General features: G+C 74.4%; 7 protein-coding genes. 1 reads left to right on the forward strand and 6 read right to left on the reverse strand.

What is annotated here, in order from left to right; translation table 11 throughout:
• Window positions 1-316 precede the first annotated feature (316 nt).
• Together eccB and eccD are read right to left on the reverse strand one after the other, a co-directional pair.
• Window positions 317-1,885, reverse strand: a complete 1,569-nt coding sequence (gene eccB / locus DJ476_RS06340) for a type VII secretion protein EccB (protein WP_103421905.1) — start codon at window positions 1,883-1,885, stop codon at window positions 317-319.
• Between the two features lie 46 nt (window positions 1,886-1,931).
• Window positions 1,932-3,338 (reverse strand): type VII secretion integral membrane protein EccD, encoded by a 1,407-nt coding sequence (gene eccD, locus DJ476_RS06345; protein WP_112490058.1) that lies wholly within the window; start codon window positions 3,336-3,338, stop codon window positions 1,932-1,934.
• Window positions 3,339-3,787: 449 nt separating this feature from the next.
• Between eccD and eccCa the strand changes: the two genes are divergently transcribed.
• On the forward strand, window positions 3,788-7,741 hold the full coding sequence (gene eccCa, locus DJ476_RS06350; protein WP_112490059.1) for a type VII secretion protein EccCa: 3,954 nt from the start codon (window positions 3,788-3,790) through the stop codon (window positions 7,739-7,741).
• Between the two features lie 58 nt (window positions 7,742-7,799).
• Here the strand turns inward: eccCa and DJ476_RS06355 are convergent, their stop codons facing one another.
• The 4 genes from DJ476_RS06355 to DJ476_RS06370 form a co-directional block, all read right to left on the reverse strand.
• Window positions 7,800-9,065 (reverse strand): S8 family serine peptidase, encoded by a 1,266-nt coding sequence (locus tag DJ476_RS06355; protein WP_112490060.1) that lies wholly within the window; start codon window positions 9,063-9,065, stop codon window positions 7,800-7,802.
• Window positions 9,062-12,373 carry a right-handed parallel beta-helix repeat-containing protein gene (locus tag DJ476_RS06360; protein WP_112490061.1) on the reverse strand — a complete coding sequence of 1,104 codons (3,312 nt, stop codon included), beginning with the start codon at window positions 12,371-12,373 and terminating at the stop codon, window positions 9,062-9,064. The genes DJ476_RS06355 and DJ476_RS06360 overlap by 4 nt, the downstream gene beginning before the upstream one ends.
• A 144-nt stretch (window positions 12,374-12,517) precedes the next feature.
• Window positions 12,518-13,843: a ricin-type beta-trefoil lectin domain protein gene (locus DJ476_RS06365; protein WP_103421738.1), complete on the reverse strand. Its 1,326-nt coding sequence runs from the start codon at window positions 13,841-13,843 to the stop codon at window positions 12,518-12,520.
• Window positions 13,840-14,508 carry a type VII secretion system-associated protein gene (locus DJ476_RS06370; RefSeq protein ID WP_103421739.1) on the reverse strand — a complete coding sequence of 223 codons (669 nt, stop codon included), beginning with the start codon at window positions 14,506-14,508 and terminating at the stop codon, window positions 13,840-13,842. Before DJ476_RS06370 ends, DJ476_RS06365 begins: the two co-directional genes overlap by 4 nt.
• Window positions 14,509-15,408: the final 900 nt, after the last annotated feature.

Consider the following 15,408-nt stretch of genomic DNA (forward strand, 5'->3'; position numbering starts at 1 on the left):
CGCGTGCGGCGCAACGTACGCAAGGAAGATTTGAGCATAGGACGGGTTCCTGCATTCCGTGCACGGCAAGGAAGTTGATCCGATGTTTCCGCGAAATGAACGCGGATGGGGGCCGGATGGCCACGCGGCGGGGTTCAGACAGGAAACGGGCACCGGAAGAATCCGAACGGGCAGCGGGGCGGCCCATTTTCTGAGCTTTATCTGAGGTTTCTCCTGAGAATTCCCCACCAAATCTCCCCGAGCGGCACCGGGCTGTGCGCACCACCTGAGCCGCCCTCATTTCCCGTTCCAGCGCTGTTGGGAGCATTTGGGCGGATCATGGCCGGGAGTCGGCCGCGCCCACGGCCTTGGGCGATCCGGCCGCCGTCTTCTCGCCGTCCGCGCACCGGGGGGCGGTGACCCTGGGCTCGGCGGCGCCGGTGGCGGCGGCCGGGTCCAGGTCCGCGCCGGTCGGCAGGGCCGCGAGGAGCGGTGCGGGTACGGAGCCGATGTCCTCCTCCCCGTACCCGAGCGCCGCCAGGGCGTCCTTGCCCGGTACCCGGTACTTCACGCCGTTCTCCGCCACCAGGTAGGTCGTCGCCGCGTGGGCCGCGCCGCTGGCGTGCAGGGCCCGTACCAGGGCGCCGTGCCCCGGCCGTACGACCGTGGCGTCGGTGGAGGCGCAGGCCTCGGCCAGCGGCTGGGCGGCGCCCTGCGAGAACGCGACGGGGGCCAGCCCGGTCAGCGGGACCAGGACCGACCGGATGCGGGCGCCGCCGTTGCCGCCGTCGACCTGCGCGCAGAGCGCGGTGCCGCGCGGCGCGGACTGCGGGGCGGGAGGCGTACGGGGCAGCTCCGCGCCGGCCGCCGGGGGCGTGGCGGACTCCTTCGCGCGGTGGGTGCGCAGGGCGTCGGCGCCGACCGCGCGGGCCTTGGGCGAACTCCCCTGGTAGGCGTCCTTCTGGGTGGCCGGGTCGCCCAGCACGAGGGCGGCCTCCAGCCGGGAGAGCGGCACCAGGCCGTCCTTGCGGAGCAGGTGGTACGTGCTGTCGCCGCCGGGGACGCTGACCTCGAAGAGCTGGCCGACGCGGCTGGGTTCGCCGCCCAGGACCGGGCCCTCCTCGCCGCGCCCCGGGACCTCCGGGGGCTTCAGCGCGGGGCCGGGGGCCAGGGCGTCGAGGAAGGCGGCCGAGACCGGCATGGCCCGCTCGGAGCCGTAACCGAGGGCGTTACGGGCGTCGGAGGCCCGGTCCAGGGGCAGCCGGCTGCCCCGCCACACCAGGTACTCGGCGCGGTCCGGGCCGCTGACGAGGACGCCCCGGTCGGCGCCGACGTCCTGGGTCTCCAGCGGGGCCCCGGCGACCAGCGTGGTGGCCCCCGCCTGCTCCACCCCGGCGCCCGCGACGGCACCTGAGGTGCTGGGCAGCGCCCCGTCCGGGCCGGTCACGCACATGTGCCAGGCCCCGGCGTCCAACTGGGCGGGGCCGGGAAGGGTGTCGGGGGCGCCGGGGATGCCGGCCGGAGCGCCGACGGGCACGTCCCGCAGCGAGGCGGTGGAGACGTCCACGGCCTTGAGCTGGGCGCCTCCGATCAGCCGGGCGGAGGCGTAGTTGCGCACCGGGTGGAGCACCCCGTCGGTGCCGGTCCACAGATAGCGGGCCCCGGTCTCACGGTTGACCACCAGGTTCTCGCCCTTGCGCCAGGTCTCGTTGCCGCCGGGGCGCAGCAGCCCGTATACGGTGGCTCCGGCGCCGATCAGGACGGTCACCAGCAGGCCGAAGACCACGCCCCGGGTGGTGCGGCCCAACGGGCTCTCCGGGGCGTCCGGGTCGGCGGTGAGCAGGCCCGAGCTGAGCCTGCCCATCATGAATCCGTGGGCCTGCACCTGGTCGCGCTTGGACTGCACGGCCTCTCCTCAACTCGTCTTCCATCAAGCGGCGTACGGGGGGGAATCAGCCGAACAGGCCGCGCAGCCAGCCGAAGAGGCCCGCGACCCACAGGGCGAACGGCAGCAGCGCGACCGCGAGGCCGGTGTGGGCCAGCTCCGCGGCCCGGCCCCAGTACGGCAGCATCCGGCGGCCGGGCACGACCCACGAGGCGGTCACGAGACCGGCCGCGGCGGCGAGCAGGACCGCGAAGACCACCAGGCGGCCGTCGGCGTCGCTGTCCACCGCCCAGGCGCGGGCGAGCAGCAGCAGCCCCCAGATCCCGGGCACCACGAGGGTGAGGCGCTGGCCGATGTCGATCAGGCCCCGGGCGTGCAGGAGCAGCAGCAGGGACAGGGCCAGCGCGGTGAGCGTCTCGGGCAGGTCGGGGGTGTGGGCGAGGACGGTCAGGGCGGCGGCGACGACGGTTCCGGTGGCGGCGAAGAGGGCGGTGACCCAGCGCCCGGCGAGTTCGGTGCGTTCGGCGACCTCGTCGCCCGCGTACGGGTCGATGCCTTCCTGGAGTTGCCCGGCGGAGGAGGGCAGGGCGGGCATCCGCATCCCGGCCAGTTTGAAGGCGAAGGGGGCCACGGCCCCGGCGGCGAGCGCGATCACGGTGGCGACCAGCGCGACGGCGGCGGGCACGTCCAGGCCGGAGTAGCCCATCAGCGCGCCGGAGATCGCGGTGGCGACCGCGACCACGGCGGTGGCCAGCAGCGCGGGGGCGCCGACGGCGGTGGCGGCGAGCGCGAGGACCGCGCCGCCCGCGGCGGCGGCACCGGCGGCGAGCAGCCGGGCGCCCACGACCTGGGCCGCGTCGGGCCCGGTCAGGTCGCCGCCGGGCAGCACCCAGCCGACCAGGGCGAAGCACGGGGCGACCAGCAGGCCCAGCGCGGTGGCGGAGAGCCGGTCCCCGATCGCGCGGCTGGCGGTGCCGGCCCCCGCGAGGAGCAGCACCCCGGCCACGGTGGCGCAGGCGGCCCGGATGCCGGTGGAGTCGGTCACACCGGGCCGGAAGACCAGCACCAGGGCGGCGGCCACCGTCGCCAGGGCGGTCCCCACGAGCAGGCCGCGGGCCGCCCCGGCGTGCCAGGTGTGCAGCCGCCGGCCCACCGTCTCGGCGATCCCGTCGACCAGGTCGTCCAGGCGGGCCTCGGGCAGTGCCTCTGTGTGGGGGCGCAGATGGAGCACGGCCCCGTCGGCGAGACCGGCGCCCGCCAGGGTGGTCTCCTCGTCGAGCGGTGCGTCCCCGAGCCTCTGGAGCACCCATCCGGCGTGGTCGAGCCCGGCCTCCTCGGCCTCCTCACCGACGTACCGCAGGAGGGTGGGGAGGAGGTCGGCGACGGGCACGTCGGCGGGCACGGCCAGATCGATGGTCACGCTCGGCGCACGTACGGTCAGGCGGCACGTTTCGGCCACCGCACTGTCGGTCATCAGCAGAACTCTCGTCTTCCGTGCAGGCTTTGACAGGAAGCTTCCCCGGGAGAGGGAATGTGCGAACAGTACGGATAAGTCCGCGGCCTGTGAACCGGGCTGCGATGCGGGCGAATTGTGCCCGCGCACCCGTCGGCCACCACTCCCGCGTGGACAGGGCGCGTTCCGTGAATGCAGACTACTGCCTGCGGCCACCGGCCGTACTGCGGGCCGGTGGAGGAATACGGCGGGCTCCGTCCGGCCCGGAAGTCCGGACACGCCCGCCATCCGCTCGAAACATTCACCCGGCGTTCATCGGTGCATCCCCGCCCGAGGAATCCTCCGGGTGCGGTCTTTCCTCCTCCCGGACGCGCCGCTATTCGGGGCGGGCCGGAAAGCCAGTGAACCGGAGGTTCTGTTCCTTGAGTGTCGTGCTGTTTCGCCGTCCGGCCCGCAGACGCGGACCGGAGATGCCCGATGGGCAGTTGACCCTCCAGGAGCCACCGGTCCTCGCCGAGTCGGTGCCGGACACCTCGGCGGTGTGGACGTACCTGCCGATGGCGCTGATGTCGGTGTCGATGATGCTGATGTTCCTGCGCCCCGGCGGCGGGAACGGCGTCTTCATGTATCTGGCGATGGGCGTCATGGCGCTCTCCGCCGGTGCGATGCTGCTGGGGCAGCTGATGCGCCGCTCCAGCGAGCGCAAGCAGCGGCTGAAGGGGGAACGGCGGGACTATCTGCGCTACTTGGCGCAGACCCGCAAGCGGGTGCGGACCACCATCGCGGAGCAGCAGCGGGCGCTGGCCTGGCGCCACCCGGAGCCGGCGTCGCTGCGCTCGCTGGCCCGCACCACCCGGCTGTGGGAACGGCGCCCGGCGGACGAGGACTTCGGCGAGGTCCGGATCGCGGTCGGTGAGCAGCAGCTCGCGCTCACCCTCAACCCGGTCTCCACCCGGCCGGTGGAGGACCTCGAACCGCTCTGCGCACACGCCCTGCGCCGCTTCATCCGCGCCTACTCCACCATCCCGGACCAGCCGCTCGGCCTCTATCTGCGCTCCTCGGCCCGGATCCTGCTGCGCCCCGAGGAGGGGCCGGACGGGAGTGCCGCGGAGGACAGGAGCGAGGACGTACGGGCGCTGGTGCGGGCGGTCCTCGGGCAGCTCGCGGTCTTCCACGCGCCCGAGGAGCTGTGGATCGCGTTCTGCGTCAGCGACGAGCGGCGGCCCGACTGGGAGTGGGTCAAGTGGCTGCCGCACGTGCTGGATCCGCACGAGGAGGACGGGGCTGGCCACGCCCGCCGGATCACCGCCGACCTCACCGAGCTGGACGATCTGCTGGGCGCCGAGTTCGCCGAGCGCCCCGGCTTCGATCCGGACGCCACCCCGGGCCGCGACGAGCCGTACACGGTCGTGGTGGTGGACGGGGTCACCATCCCCGAGGGGCACCGCTGGGAGGGGCACGGCTACCGCAACGCCCTGGTCCTGGACGTGTCGGGGGCGCTGCGCTGGCGGCCCGGCCGCAACACGCTGCGGCTGACCGTCGGGCCCGGGCAGGTGAACCTGGTGCGCACCGACCGCAGCCGCAAGGAGCGTTCGGTTCCGCTCGGCCGCCCGGACCGGCTCGGCACGCTCGGCGCGCAGGCGCTGGCCCGGCTCCTCGCCCCGCGCCGGATGAGCCTGGGCTCCGACATCGCGCAGCCGCTGGAGACCGATGTCGAGCTGACCACGCTGCTCGGCATCCCCGATCTGCACCGGCACGATCCGCAGACCCTCTTCGCCCGGCACTCCGGCTCCGGTCGGCTGCGGGTGCCGATCGCGGTCGGCGTGGACGGCCGTCCGGTGGAGCTGGACATCAAGGAGTCCGCGCAGGGCGGGATGGGCCCGCACGGCATGCTCATCGGCGCCACCGGCTCCGGCAAGAGCGAACTGCTGCGCACTCTGGTCCTCGGCCTCGCGCTGACCAACTCCTCCGAGACCCTCAACTTCGTCCTGGTCGACTTCAAGGGCGGCGCCACCTTCCTCGGCCTGGAGGAACTCCCGCACACCTCCGCGGTGATCACCAACCTGGCCGACGAAGTCGCCCTGGTGGAACGGATGCAGGATGCCCTGCACGGCGAACTGATCCGCCGCCAGGAGCTGTTGCGCTCAGCAGGCAACTACACCTCGGCGCTGGAGTACGAACGGGCCCGCGCCGCCGGGGCGGACCTCGCCCCGCTGCCCAGCCTCTTCGTCGTGGTCGACGAGTTCAGCGAACTGCTGTCCACCCACCGGGAGTTCATGGAGCTGTTCGTGATGATCGGGCGGCTGGGCCGCTCGCTCGGCGTCCATCTGCTCTTGGCCTCCCAGCGGTTGGACGAGGGCCGCATGCACCAGCTGGAGAGCCACCTCTCGTACCGGATAGGGCTGCGCACCTTCTCCGCGATGGAGAGCCGGGGCGTGCTCGGGGTGCCCGACGCCTACGAGCTGCCCGCGGCTCCGGGCGGCGGCTATCTGAAGTCCGGGGTGGAGGCGCTGACCCGGTTCCGGGCCGCGTACTCCTCGGGGACGTACCGGCGTCGTACGGGCGCGGTGGTGCAGGCCCGGGTGGCGAGCCAGGTGGTGCCGTGGACCAGCGGCTGGGTGGTGCCCCGCACCCTGGAGGCGGCGCCCGAGCCGGAGCCGGAGGCCGGGGAGGGCGAGGAGGAGGCGCTGATCGACGTGGCGCTGGACCGGCTGCGCGGCTCCGGGCCCGCCGCCCACCAGGTGTGGCTACCGCCGCTGGACGAGCCGTCACCGCTGGACGCGCTGCTGCCCGGGATCGCCCCGGACAAGGTGCGGGGGCTGACCGCGGCGGGCTGGCCGGGCACGGGGAAGCTGCGGGTGCCGGTCGGCCTGGTGGACAAGCCGTTCGAGCAGCGCCGCGACCCGCTGATCGTGGACCTCTCCGGGGCGGGCGGCCATGTCGCCGTCGCGGGCGGTTCGCAGAGCGGCAAGTCCACGCTGGCCCGCACCCTGATCGCCGCCCTGGCCCTCACCCACACCCCGGCCGAGATCCAGTTCTACTGCCTGGACTTCGGCGGCGGCGGCCTCTCCCAGCTCGCCGGGCTCCCGCATGTCGGCGGGGTCGCCGCCCGGCTCAACCCGGAGCGGGTCAACCGGGCGGTGGCCGAGGTGATGGCGCTGCTCGCCCGGCGCGAGCAGTTCTTCGTGGACCACGCACTGGACTCCATGCAGTCCTACCGGCGCCGCCGGGCCGCCGGGGAGTTCCCGGACGAGCCGTTCGGTGATGTGTTCATGGTGGTCGACGGCTGGTCCACGGTCCGCCAGGACTACGACGACCTGATCCCGAAGTTCAACGAACTGGCCGCCCGGGGCCTCAACTACGGCATCCACCTGATCGTCACCACCACCCGCTGGGTGGAGCTGTCCGCCCAGGTCCGCGACCAGGCGGCCACCCGCCTGGAGCTGCGGATGGGTGACCCGATGGACTCCGAGATCGACACCCGCAAGGCCCGTTCGGTGCCGCGCACCGGCGGCCGGGGCATCACCGCGGACAGCAAGATGCACTTCCTGGCCGGTCTGCCGCGCCTGGACGGCAGCGGTTCGCTGGAGGACCTGGGCGAGGGGGTGGCGCACCTGGTCGCCGAGATCTCCCGGCACTGGCACGGCCCGTCCGCCCCGCAGATCCGGATGCTCCCGCACCGGCTGCCGGTCTCCGAACTCCCGGCACCGGAGGCCACGGAGGGCGGCGGGATGCGGCTCGCCCTCGGCCTCGACCAGGAGGCACTGGAGCCGGTCTGGCACGACTTCAGCCGGACCCCGCACATGATCGCGGTCGGGGACACCGAGAGCGGCAAGACCAACCTGCTGCGACTGGTCACCCAGGGCATCACCCGCCGGTACGCCCCCTCCGAGGCGAAGATCATCGTGGTGGACTACCGCCGTACGCTGGTCGACGCCATCCCGGAGGAGTACCGCATCGGGCACGTCATCTCCCTGGACAACCTCAACGAGACCATCGAGGGCGCGGCCCGCGCGATGAAGACCCGGGTGCCCGGGGCCGACATCTCGCCCGCCCGGATGCGCGGCTGCGACTGGTGGACGGGCCCGCGCCTGTTCATCCTGGTGGACGACTACGACATGGTCTCCGGCAACTCCTTCCAGAGCCCGTTCGAGCCGCTCTTCGAGCATCTGAACCTGGGCTTCGAGATGGGGCTGCACCTGGTCGTCGCCCGCAGCGCCATGGGCGCGGGCCGGGGGCTGAGCGACGGGCTGATCCGCCGCCTCGACGAGGCCAACAACCCGGCCGTGCTGCTCTCCTGCCCGCCCACGGAGGGCCGTCTCTTCGGCAACGCGAAGCCGCTGAACCTGCCGCCGGGCCGGGCCCTGCACATCCAGCGCCGCAAGCCGCGGCTGGTGCAGACCGCACTGGTCGAGGAGGGCTGAGACGGTACGGCAGAGGCCCCCTCCCGCGCGGACTGCGGGAGGGGGCCTCTGCCGTACCTCAGGGCTTGCCCGCGGTACCCGCTCCGGCCGGCCGCCAGCCCCGGGACCGGGCCCGGGAGAGGGCGAATCCGGCCCACAGGAGCGAGAACACCCCGGCCGAACCGAGCAGCACGAAGAGGACGGCCCGGCCGGTGGCACGGTCGGTGCCGGAGGTGTCCCGTACGGCCACGGGCTCGGCGGCGGGGGCCGGACCGGCGGCGGGCGCGCCGGAGCCGGCCCGGACGGTGGTGACGGCGGCGTACGCGTCCAGTTGGGGGATGTCGGCCGGATAGGCGGTCGCGGTCAGCCTGCGGGCGGCCTCCTCGCCCGACGCGTCGGGGTGGGCTGCGCGGACGGCGGCGGCGGCCCCGGCGGCGTACGCCGTGGCCACCGCGACACCGCCGCCGAGGTAGTGGCCCTTGCCGCGCGGCCCGCCGGAGACGACGCCCGCTCCGGGGGCGGCCAGGTCGACGTCGCCGGTGGGCAGCGCCCGGTCCGGGCGGGACCCGGCGGGCAGCATGTCCGCGACCGACAACACCCCGGGCTCACCGGCGGGCCAGTAGGTACGGGCGGGGATCTCGTCGGAGGAGCCGCGTGCCGGGGTCTCCGGGGTGGCCGCCGCGAGCACCACCGCCCCCGCCTTGCGGGCGTCCGCGACCGCGCGGGTCAGGGCGGCGTCCCGGCGGGGCAGGGCGACCGCGACGGCGATGACGTCGGCCTTCGCCTCGGTCGCCGCGCGGACCGCCGCCGTGACCAGGCCGGGCTGCGGGACCCCGGTCCGGTCGGTGCCGCGCAGGCCGAGGATCTTCGCGGCCGGGGCGGCTCCGGTCAGGCGCGGGCTGCCGCCGCCGTCCCCGGCGACGATCCCGGCCAGGAACGTGCCGAGCCCGACGCAGTCGTCGGCGGCGTCGCCGGAGGCGGTGACCCGCCCGCCGAGCCCCGCGGCCTCCGGGTCCACCCCGGTGGAGATCAGCGCCACGGTGGTGCCCCGCCCCGTCGAGTGCCGGTGCAGCCGGTCCAGGTCGAGCCGCTGCCGGGACCAGTCCTGCTTCTCGGCGGTCGCCTTGGACGCGGGGGTGCAGCTCACCTCGCCCTGCCGGCTGTCGAGCACCGTCGGCATCCCGGGCAGCTCCTGCCCCTTGGCCCCGTCGGCGGCGGGGACGACCGCGGGGGTACGGGAGTGGGGCGCCGCGTGGGCCGGGGCGACGGCCGCGGGGAGCGTGAGGGCGGCGGCGAGCCCGGCCCCGTACAGCAGGCGGGCCGTCCCCCGGGCGGGCGGCCTCACCGTGAGACCGCCCCCGGCGCGGCGGCCGGGACGTCGGCCGGGAGGAGGATGCGCAGGTCGTCCAGGGTGGGCGCGGCCAGCGAACTGAGCCTGCCCGCCTGGCGGGTGACCATCGACTCGACCACCTGACGGGCGAGGCGGGCGTTGCCGAAGGAGCGGTCGCGCGGGATCGAGTCGAAGTACTCCTTGAGCAGCGGCCCGGTGCCGGGCCCGCACTCGTACCCCATGGTGGTGGCCTGGGCGCGGACGATGGTGACCAGCTCCTCGGAGGAGTAGTCGCTGAACGCGATCCGGCGCGGGAAGCGGGAGGAGAGACCGGGGTTGGAGGCGAGGAAGCGCTCCATCTCGTCGGTGTATCCGGCGACGATGACGACGACCTCGTCGCGGTGGTCCTCCATCAGCTTCAGCAGGGTGTCCACCGCCTCCTGGCCGAAGTCGGCGCCGGAGCCCCGCGGGGTGAGGGTGTACGCCTCGTCGATGAACAGCACGCCGCCCCGGGCCTTCTCGAAGACCTCGCGGGTCAACTGGGCGGTGTGGCCGATGTAGCGGCCGACGAGATCGGCACGGGCGGCCTCGACGAGCTGGCCGCGCGCCAGCACGCCGAGCTGGGTGAGCACCTCGCCGTAGAGGCGGGCGACGGTGGTCTTGCCGGTGCCGGGCGGTCCGGTGAAGACCAGGTGGTTGCTGAGGGTGGGGACGGGGAGTCCGGCGGCGGCGCGGTGGCGGGCGGTGGTGATGAGGTTGACCAGGTCCGCGACCTCGCGCTTCACCTCGGCCAGGCCGATCATGTCGCCGAGGCGGGTGAGCGGGTCGTCGTCCGGTGCGGCGGTCCCGGAGGCCGAGGCGGCGGCGGTGGCGGAGACGTCCTCGGGGAGCAGCAGCCGCAGGTCGTGCTCACCGACCTGGTCCTGGGTGGAGAGCCGGATCGCCTGCCGGTCCACCATCTCCTCGAACACCCCGCGTGCGGCACGGCCGTTGCCAAAGCCCGCGTCGCGGTCCATCGCCCCGAAGTGGGCGGCCAGCGCCTGGGCCGTCCCCTCCCCCAGCTCGTACTGGTGCTGGCTGCACATGCTCTCCATGATCGCGACCAGGTCGTCCACGGAGTAGTTCTCGAACTCGACGGTCCGTGAGAAACGGGACGCCAGACCGGGGTTGGAGCTGAGGAAGGAGTCCATCTCGCGGGAGTATCCGGCGGCGACCACCACCACGTCGTCGCGGTGGTCCTCCATGAGCTTCAGCAGGGTGTCCACGGCCTCGCGGCCGAAGTCGGCGCCGCCGTTGCCGCTGTCGGCGGTGAGGGTGTAGGCCTCGTCGATGAACAGCACGCCGCCGAGGGCCCGTTGGAAGGTCTCGGAGGTCTTGATGGCGGTGCCGCCGACGACCTGGGCGACCAGGTCGGCGCGGGAGACCTCCACCAGATGGCCGCTGCGCAGCGAGCCCAGCTCCGCGAGGATCGCCCCGTAGAGGCGGGCGACGGTGGTCTTACCGGTGCCGGGCGGACCGGCGAAGATCAGATGTCTGCTCATCGGCGGTGCGGGCATGCCGAGTTGCTCGCGGCGCTGGGCGAGCTGGGTGAGGTTGACCAGCGTACGGACCTGCTGCTTGACGTTCTCCAGACCGATCAGCGCGTTGAGCGCGCCGAGCGGCCCGTCCGCCCGGTCCGGCGCCGGACCGTCGGCGGCCCCGGAGCCGGCCGGGTCGGTGTTCTCGGCGCTGCCGGTGCCCCAGGCGTCGCGCTTGCCGTTGGAGACGCTGTTCAGCCCGTCGACGGCGAGCCGGTCGCCGGGGGCGGTCTGCACCAAGCCGCCGCCCTCGTTCTCGCGGGCGGTGCAGTTGACGAGCGAGACGGGGGCGGTGGACTCGACCCGGAACCCGTCCTGGGCGCCGCCGTTTGCCTCGCAGCCGCTGAGCGAGGCGAGGGCGCCCTCGCGGAGCAGGAAGCCGTGGCCCTTGGGCGCGTGGACGGTGGTGCGGTTGGCGGTCAGTTCGCCGCCCGCCTCGACGACCACGCCCTCCTCGCCGGAGACCTCGACGCGGAAGTCGCGGACGGTGACATTGCCGCCGTCCTCCACAAGCAGGCCGGTCGCCGCCGTGTCGGAGACCCCGCCACCGGCCACGTAGAGCGTGGAGCCGGAGGCGACCCGTACCCCGGCGCCCTGGGGCCGGACGATCTCGCAGTCCTCGATGCGGCCGCGGGCGTCCTTGGTGGCCGCGATGCCGTCACCGGCGGGCTCCACCAGCCGGGCCCGGCGCAGCAGCGGGTTGGCGCCGCCCTGCACGGCCACGGCGGGCGAGGAGCCGATCACCTCCAGGCGGTCCAGCTCGGGGGCGGCGTCCTCCTCCAGGAGCAGCCCGGTGCCCTCGCAGTCGCGGACGGTCAGTCCGGTCAGCGCCGGGGAGGACGCCCCGGCGACCCGCAGGGCCGCGCCCTGGGCCCCGTCGACCCAGCAGTCCTCGAAGGTGCCGCGCGCCCGGTCGGTGACGAACAGTCCGTTGCCGCGTGCGCGCGAGACCCGGCAGCGGCGCAGCACGGGGTCGGTGCCGGCGGTGAGGACGACGCCGTTCCCGGAGGAGCCGGTGACCCGTACGTCCTCCAGCGTGGTGCGGCCCGCGGTGCTCAGGTGCACGCCGGTGCTGGTGTCGTGCACGACGGTCCGGACGACGGAGACGGCGGAGTTCTCCTCCAGGGCGATGGAGGGCTTGTCGGTGGAGGAGATGTCGCAGTCCTCGACCGTGCCACGGGTCTCGCCGTTGGCGAGCAGACCGTTGCCCCGGGCGCCCCGGACCGTGCAGTCGCGGACCCGCGCCTCGCCCTGCTCGGCGAGGACGATGCCGCTGGTGCCGAGGTGTTCGAGGGTGCAGGACTCGACGGTGGTGGGGGTGGTGGAGGTGACCACGATCCCGGCGCCCTGCGGGTTGCTCACCCGGCAGTTCCGCAGCGCGAGGGAGCCGGTGCCCCCGGCCAGCATCGCGGTCCAGGCGGCGCCGACGATTTCGCAGCCGTCGAACGCGGCCTGCCCGCGCCGCACGTCGACGGCGGGCAGCTCGGAGTCGCCGCCGCGCAGGGTGAGTTCGGAGATCATGACGGCGTCCGCGCGCAGCGCGACCACGCTGCCCGAACGCGGCCGTATCTCGACCGTGCCGCGCCCCTCGGCGGCGGTGAGGGTGACCCGGGTGTGGATCACCAGGTTCTCCGCGTACGTCCCGGGCCGGACGCTGATGAGCGCACCGGTACGGGCGACGGCGAGCGCCTCACCGATCGTCGAGAAGCGGTCCCCGGGGCCGACCGACAGTACCTGGCGCGACACGCACCAACCTCCTTGCTACGGCGGCGCCCTGTGCGGACGCCCCTCTTCGCCGGTGACACGGTTCCGGCGCTCCGGCGATGCCATCATGCCCCGCCACGGGCGGACAACTGCCGGGGGCGGGCTCCCGGCAGCCGGACGTCCGGGTCAGGAGCTCCACTTCTGGTTGTCGCGCCCCGTGCACTCCCACAGGACGAGGTACGTCGACGGACCCCGGCTCTTGCTGTCGTTCGGGATGTTGACGCACATGCCGACCACCGTGTTGACCAGGTCGTGGGCGGGGTTCAGGTCGAACTTCTGGGCGGCGGACCCGTTGCACCAGGCGAGCTGGATGGGGGTGCCGTTGCGGAAGACGGCGTTGGCCACGTCCAGGCACTTGTCCCGGGCCCGGATGGTGCCGTCGGAGCCGATGCGCCACTTCTGGGCGTCGGCACCGTTGCAGTCCCACATGAAGAGCGGCTGGCCGTCGTTGAAGTTGTGGCCGGGGACGTCGATGCAGCGGCCGGAGAGGTGGCTGCGGAAGGAGAAGGGCCCCCGGAAGGTGACGGCGGGCTGGGCCTTGGCGGGCTGGTTCTTCGGCTTGGGCTGGGCCTTCGGCTCGGCCTTGGGCTCCGTCTTGGGCGGATCGGCCTTCTTCGGCGGGTCCTTGGGGCCGTCGTCCTTCTTCGCCTCCCCCTTGCCCTCGGCGGAGGGTGCGGCCGGGGGTACGGCGGGCACGGGGTTCGCTGCCTTCGGAGGAGTCTGCTTCTCCTCGGCGGGTGCGGTGGTCGGCGGTGCGCTGGTCTCGGGGGCGACGACGGCGAACTCACCGGGCGCCTCCTGCCCGTTGCCGTCGAGGACGGTCCCGGCCGCCGCCGTGTTCGTCCGCCGGGGCTCGTCGTCCTTGTTCCCCGCGAGCACGAGGAAGGGTACGGAGACGAGCAGGGCGCCGACGACCGCCGCCCCGGCGAGCGCGGCCTTGCCCGGCCGGCCGACGGGACCGGCCTCCGGCTGGGGCTTGCCGATGGCGGTGGCGCTCATGGTCTTCACGAGCGCGGGGAGCCGGCTCTGGGCGGCGGCGGAGGCGCTGGGGTCGGTGTCGCTCTCGGCCTCCCCGGCGGCGGGGGCGGTACGGGCCTTCCCGGCGTCGGCTTCTTTGGTGCCGGCTTCCTCGGTGACGACGGCCGTGGCGGGGGCCTTTGAGGTCTTTGCCGTGGCTGTTGTTGCTGCGGTTGTCGCTGTTGTCGCCGGGGGCGTGGCGCCGGTGGCGCCGTTCGCGGCCTCCGGGGCCGCGGTGGCTTCCGAGGGCGTGCCGGCCGCGGACGGACTGCCGGTCACCGGCGCCTCGTCCGGGGCGGCTCCGGGCTCCTTCGGGCTTCCGGCGGAGGCCTTCGGCGCACCGTCCGTTCCGGAGGCCGGGGCCGGGGTGGCGGGCGTCTCGGCCTCCGCCAGGGCCTCCGGGGAGGCGGGGGGCTTCTGGGACGAACGCGTCACGGGGTCCTCCCTGTGGTGTCGGGCCGGGATCCGGCCGGGTCGGGCCCGCCTGCCGCGGTCGCGGGGGCCGGGCTCTCGGGGTGCAGCAGGTCGGCGGCCGGGACGAGCAGCGGGGCCGCGGCCCCTGCGTTGACCATCAGCAGGGCGCCGAGGTCCGCCACCGATCCGGCCAGCTCCCGGGCGGGCAGGGTGTCATGGTGAAGTGCCGGGGACATGAATGCGTGTGTGGACGAGGTGAACGCCAGGACGACCGGCGCCCCGTCCCGCCCGGCGGCCAGGAGCGGCCCGCCCTCCGGTCCGCGTACGACGGTGACGTCCGTCTCCGCGAGCACCGCGAGCGCTGCCTCCACCGTGCCGTATCCGGTGGCGGCACGCTGGGCCGCCGCGTCCACCGGGTCGGTGGGCTCCGGCCAGCCGAGAACCTGGGCCGAGGGACGGTACTCGGGGTTGGCGCGGTACTCGCCCACGCCCCCGTCCGCGTCGGACTGCCACTCCCCCACGACGGCCCACCCCGGCGGGGTCTCTGTCCGGGTCCACTCCGGATCGACGATGCCGATCCAGTGCCCCGGCGCACGGCGGGCGGCGTCCCTCACGGCTTCCGGCACCAGGGAGGCGTCCGGAAGGCTCCGTGCGTCCTCGCGCCGCTCTCCGAGCGGTATGTCCACCTGAACTCTTGGCTCCGTACGAATCATCGGCCGCCTGCGGTCGGATGCACCGTCGGCAACCAGTGGACCGGGAAGCCAACAGGATGTCACACCGGCCCAGTTCACGGGGTCCGACAGGGTGCCCGTATCTCCACCTGACGTGCCCGTTTCCCGCCCGGTCGGGGAACTTTCCGGGATCGGTGAGGCGTGGGCGGACAAAGCGACGCGGCTGGATCGGAGGAGAGGTCCCTCACGTCTCCCCCGACCGACTACGTTGGGCACGCCCCTGAGGAGGAGTCCCCATGTCCCCCGAACCCTCTGCCCCCGGCGCCGACTCCGCAGCGTCCGCCGAGAAGCCCGGCACCGCCCCCGCGCCGACCGGTCCCAAGGAGCCCGCCACCGCGCCTTCGGCACCTTCACCGCCTTCACCTTCCGAGGCGGCCGGGACACCCGGCACACGCACCGGGCCGTCGGCCACGACGACCGGAGAGGCTACGGCGGAGAAGCCACCGGCCCCTGCCGAAGCGACGGCCGGGACCACGAAGAGCCGGGCACCGGCCGAGGCCGGACCGAACCCTGCGGCCGGGCCGGGGGTCGAGCCAGGCCCTGCGGCGGGATCGGGCCCTGCGGCCGGAAGCGGACCCGAACGGGGCCCCGCAGCGGGAACTGACGCCGGCTCGGGCCCTGCGGCCGGGGCCGGGGCCAGGGCCGGGGCCGGGGCCAGGGCCGGGGCCGGGGCTCGCCCGACGGCAGGGACCGGAGCCGGGGAGGGAGCCAGGACCGGAGCCGGGGCGCCCGACGCCGCGTCTCCCGGCGAGCCCCCGTCCACGGCGGGCACCACCGGATCGCCCGAAGGCCGTACCGAGGGCCTCGCCCTGGCCACGGCGCTCGCCGCGAAGCCGGGTACCAAGACCCTCACCG

Origin of the sequence: Streptomyces bacillaris, from assembly GCF_003268675.1 — a bacterium.
GTDB classification, from domain to species: Bacteria; Actinomycetota; Actinomycetes; order Streptomycetales; family Streptomycetaceae; genus Streptomyces; species Streptomyces bacillaris.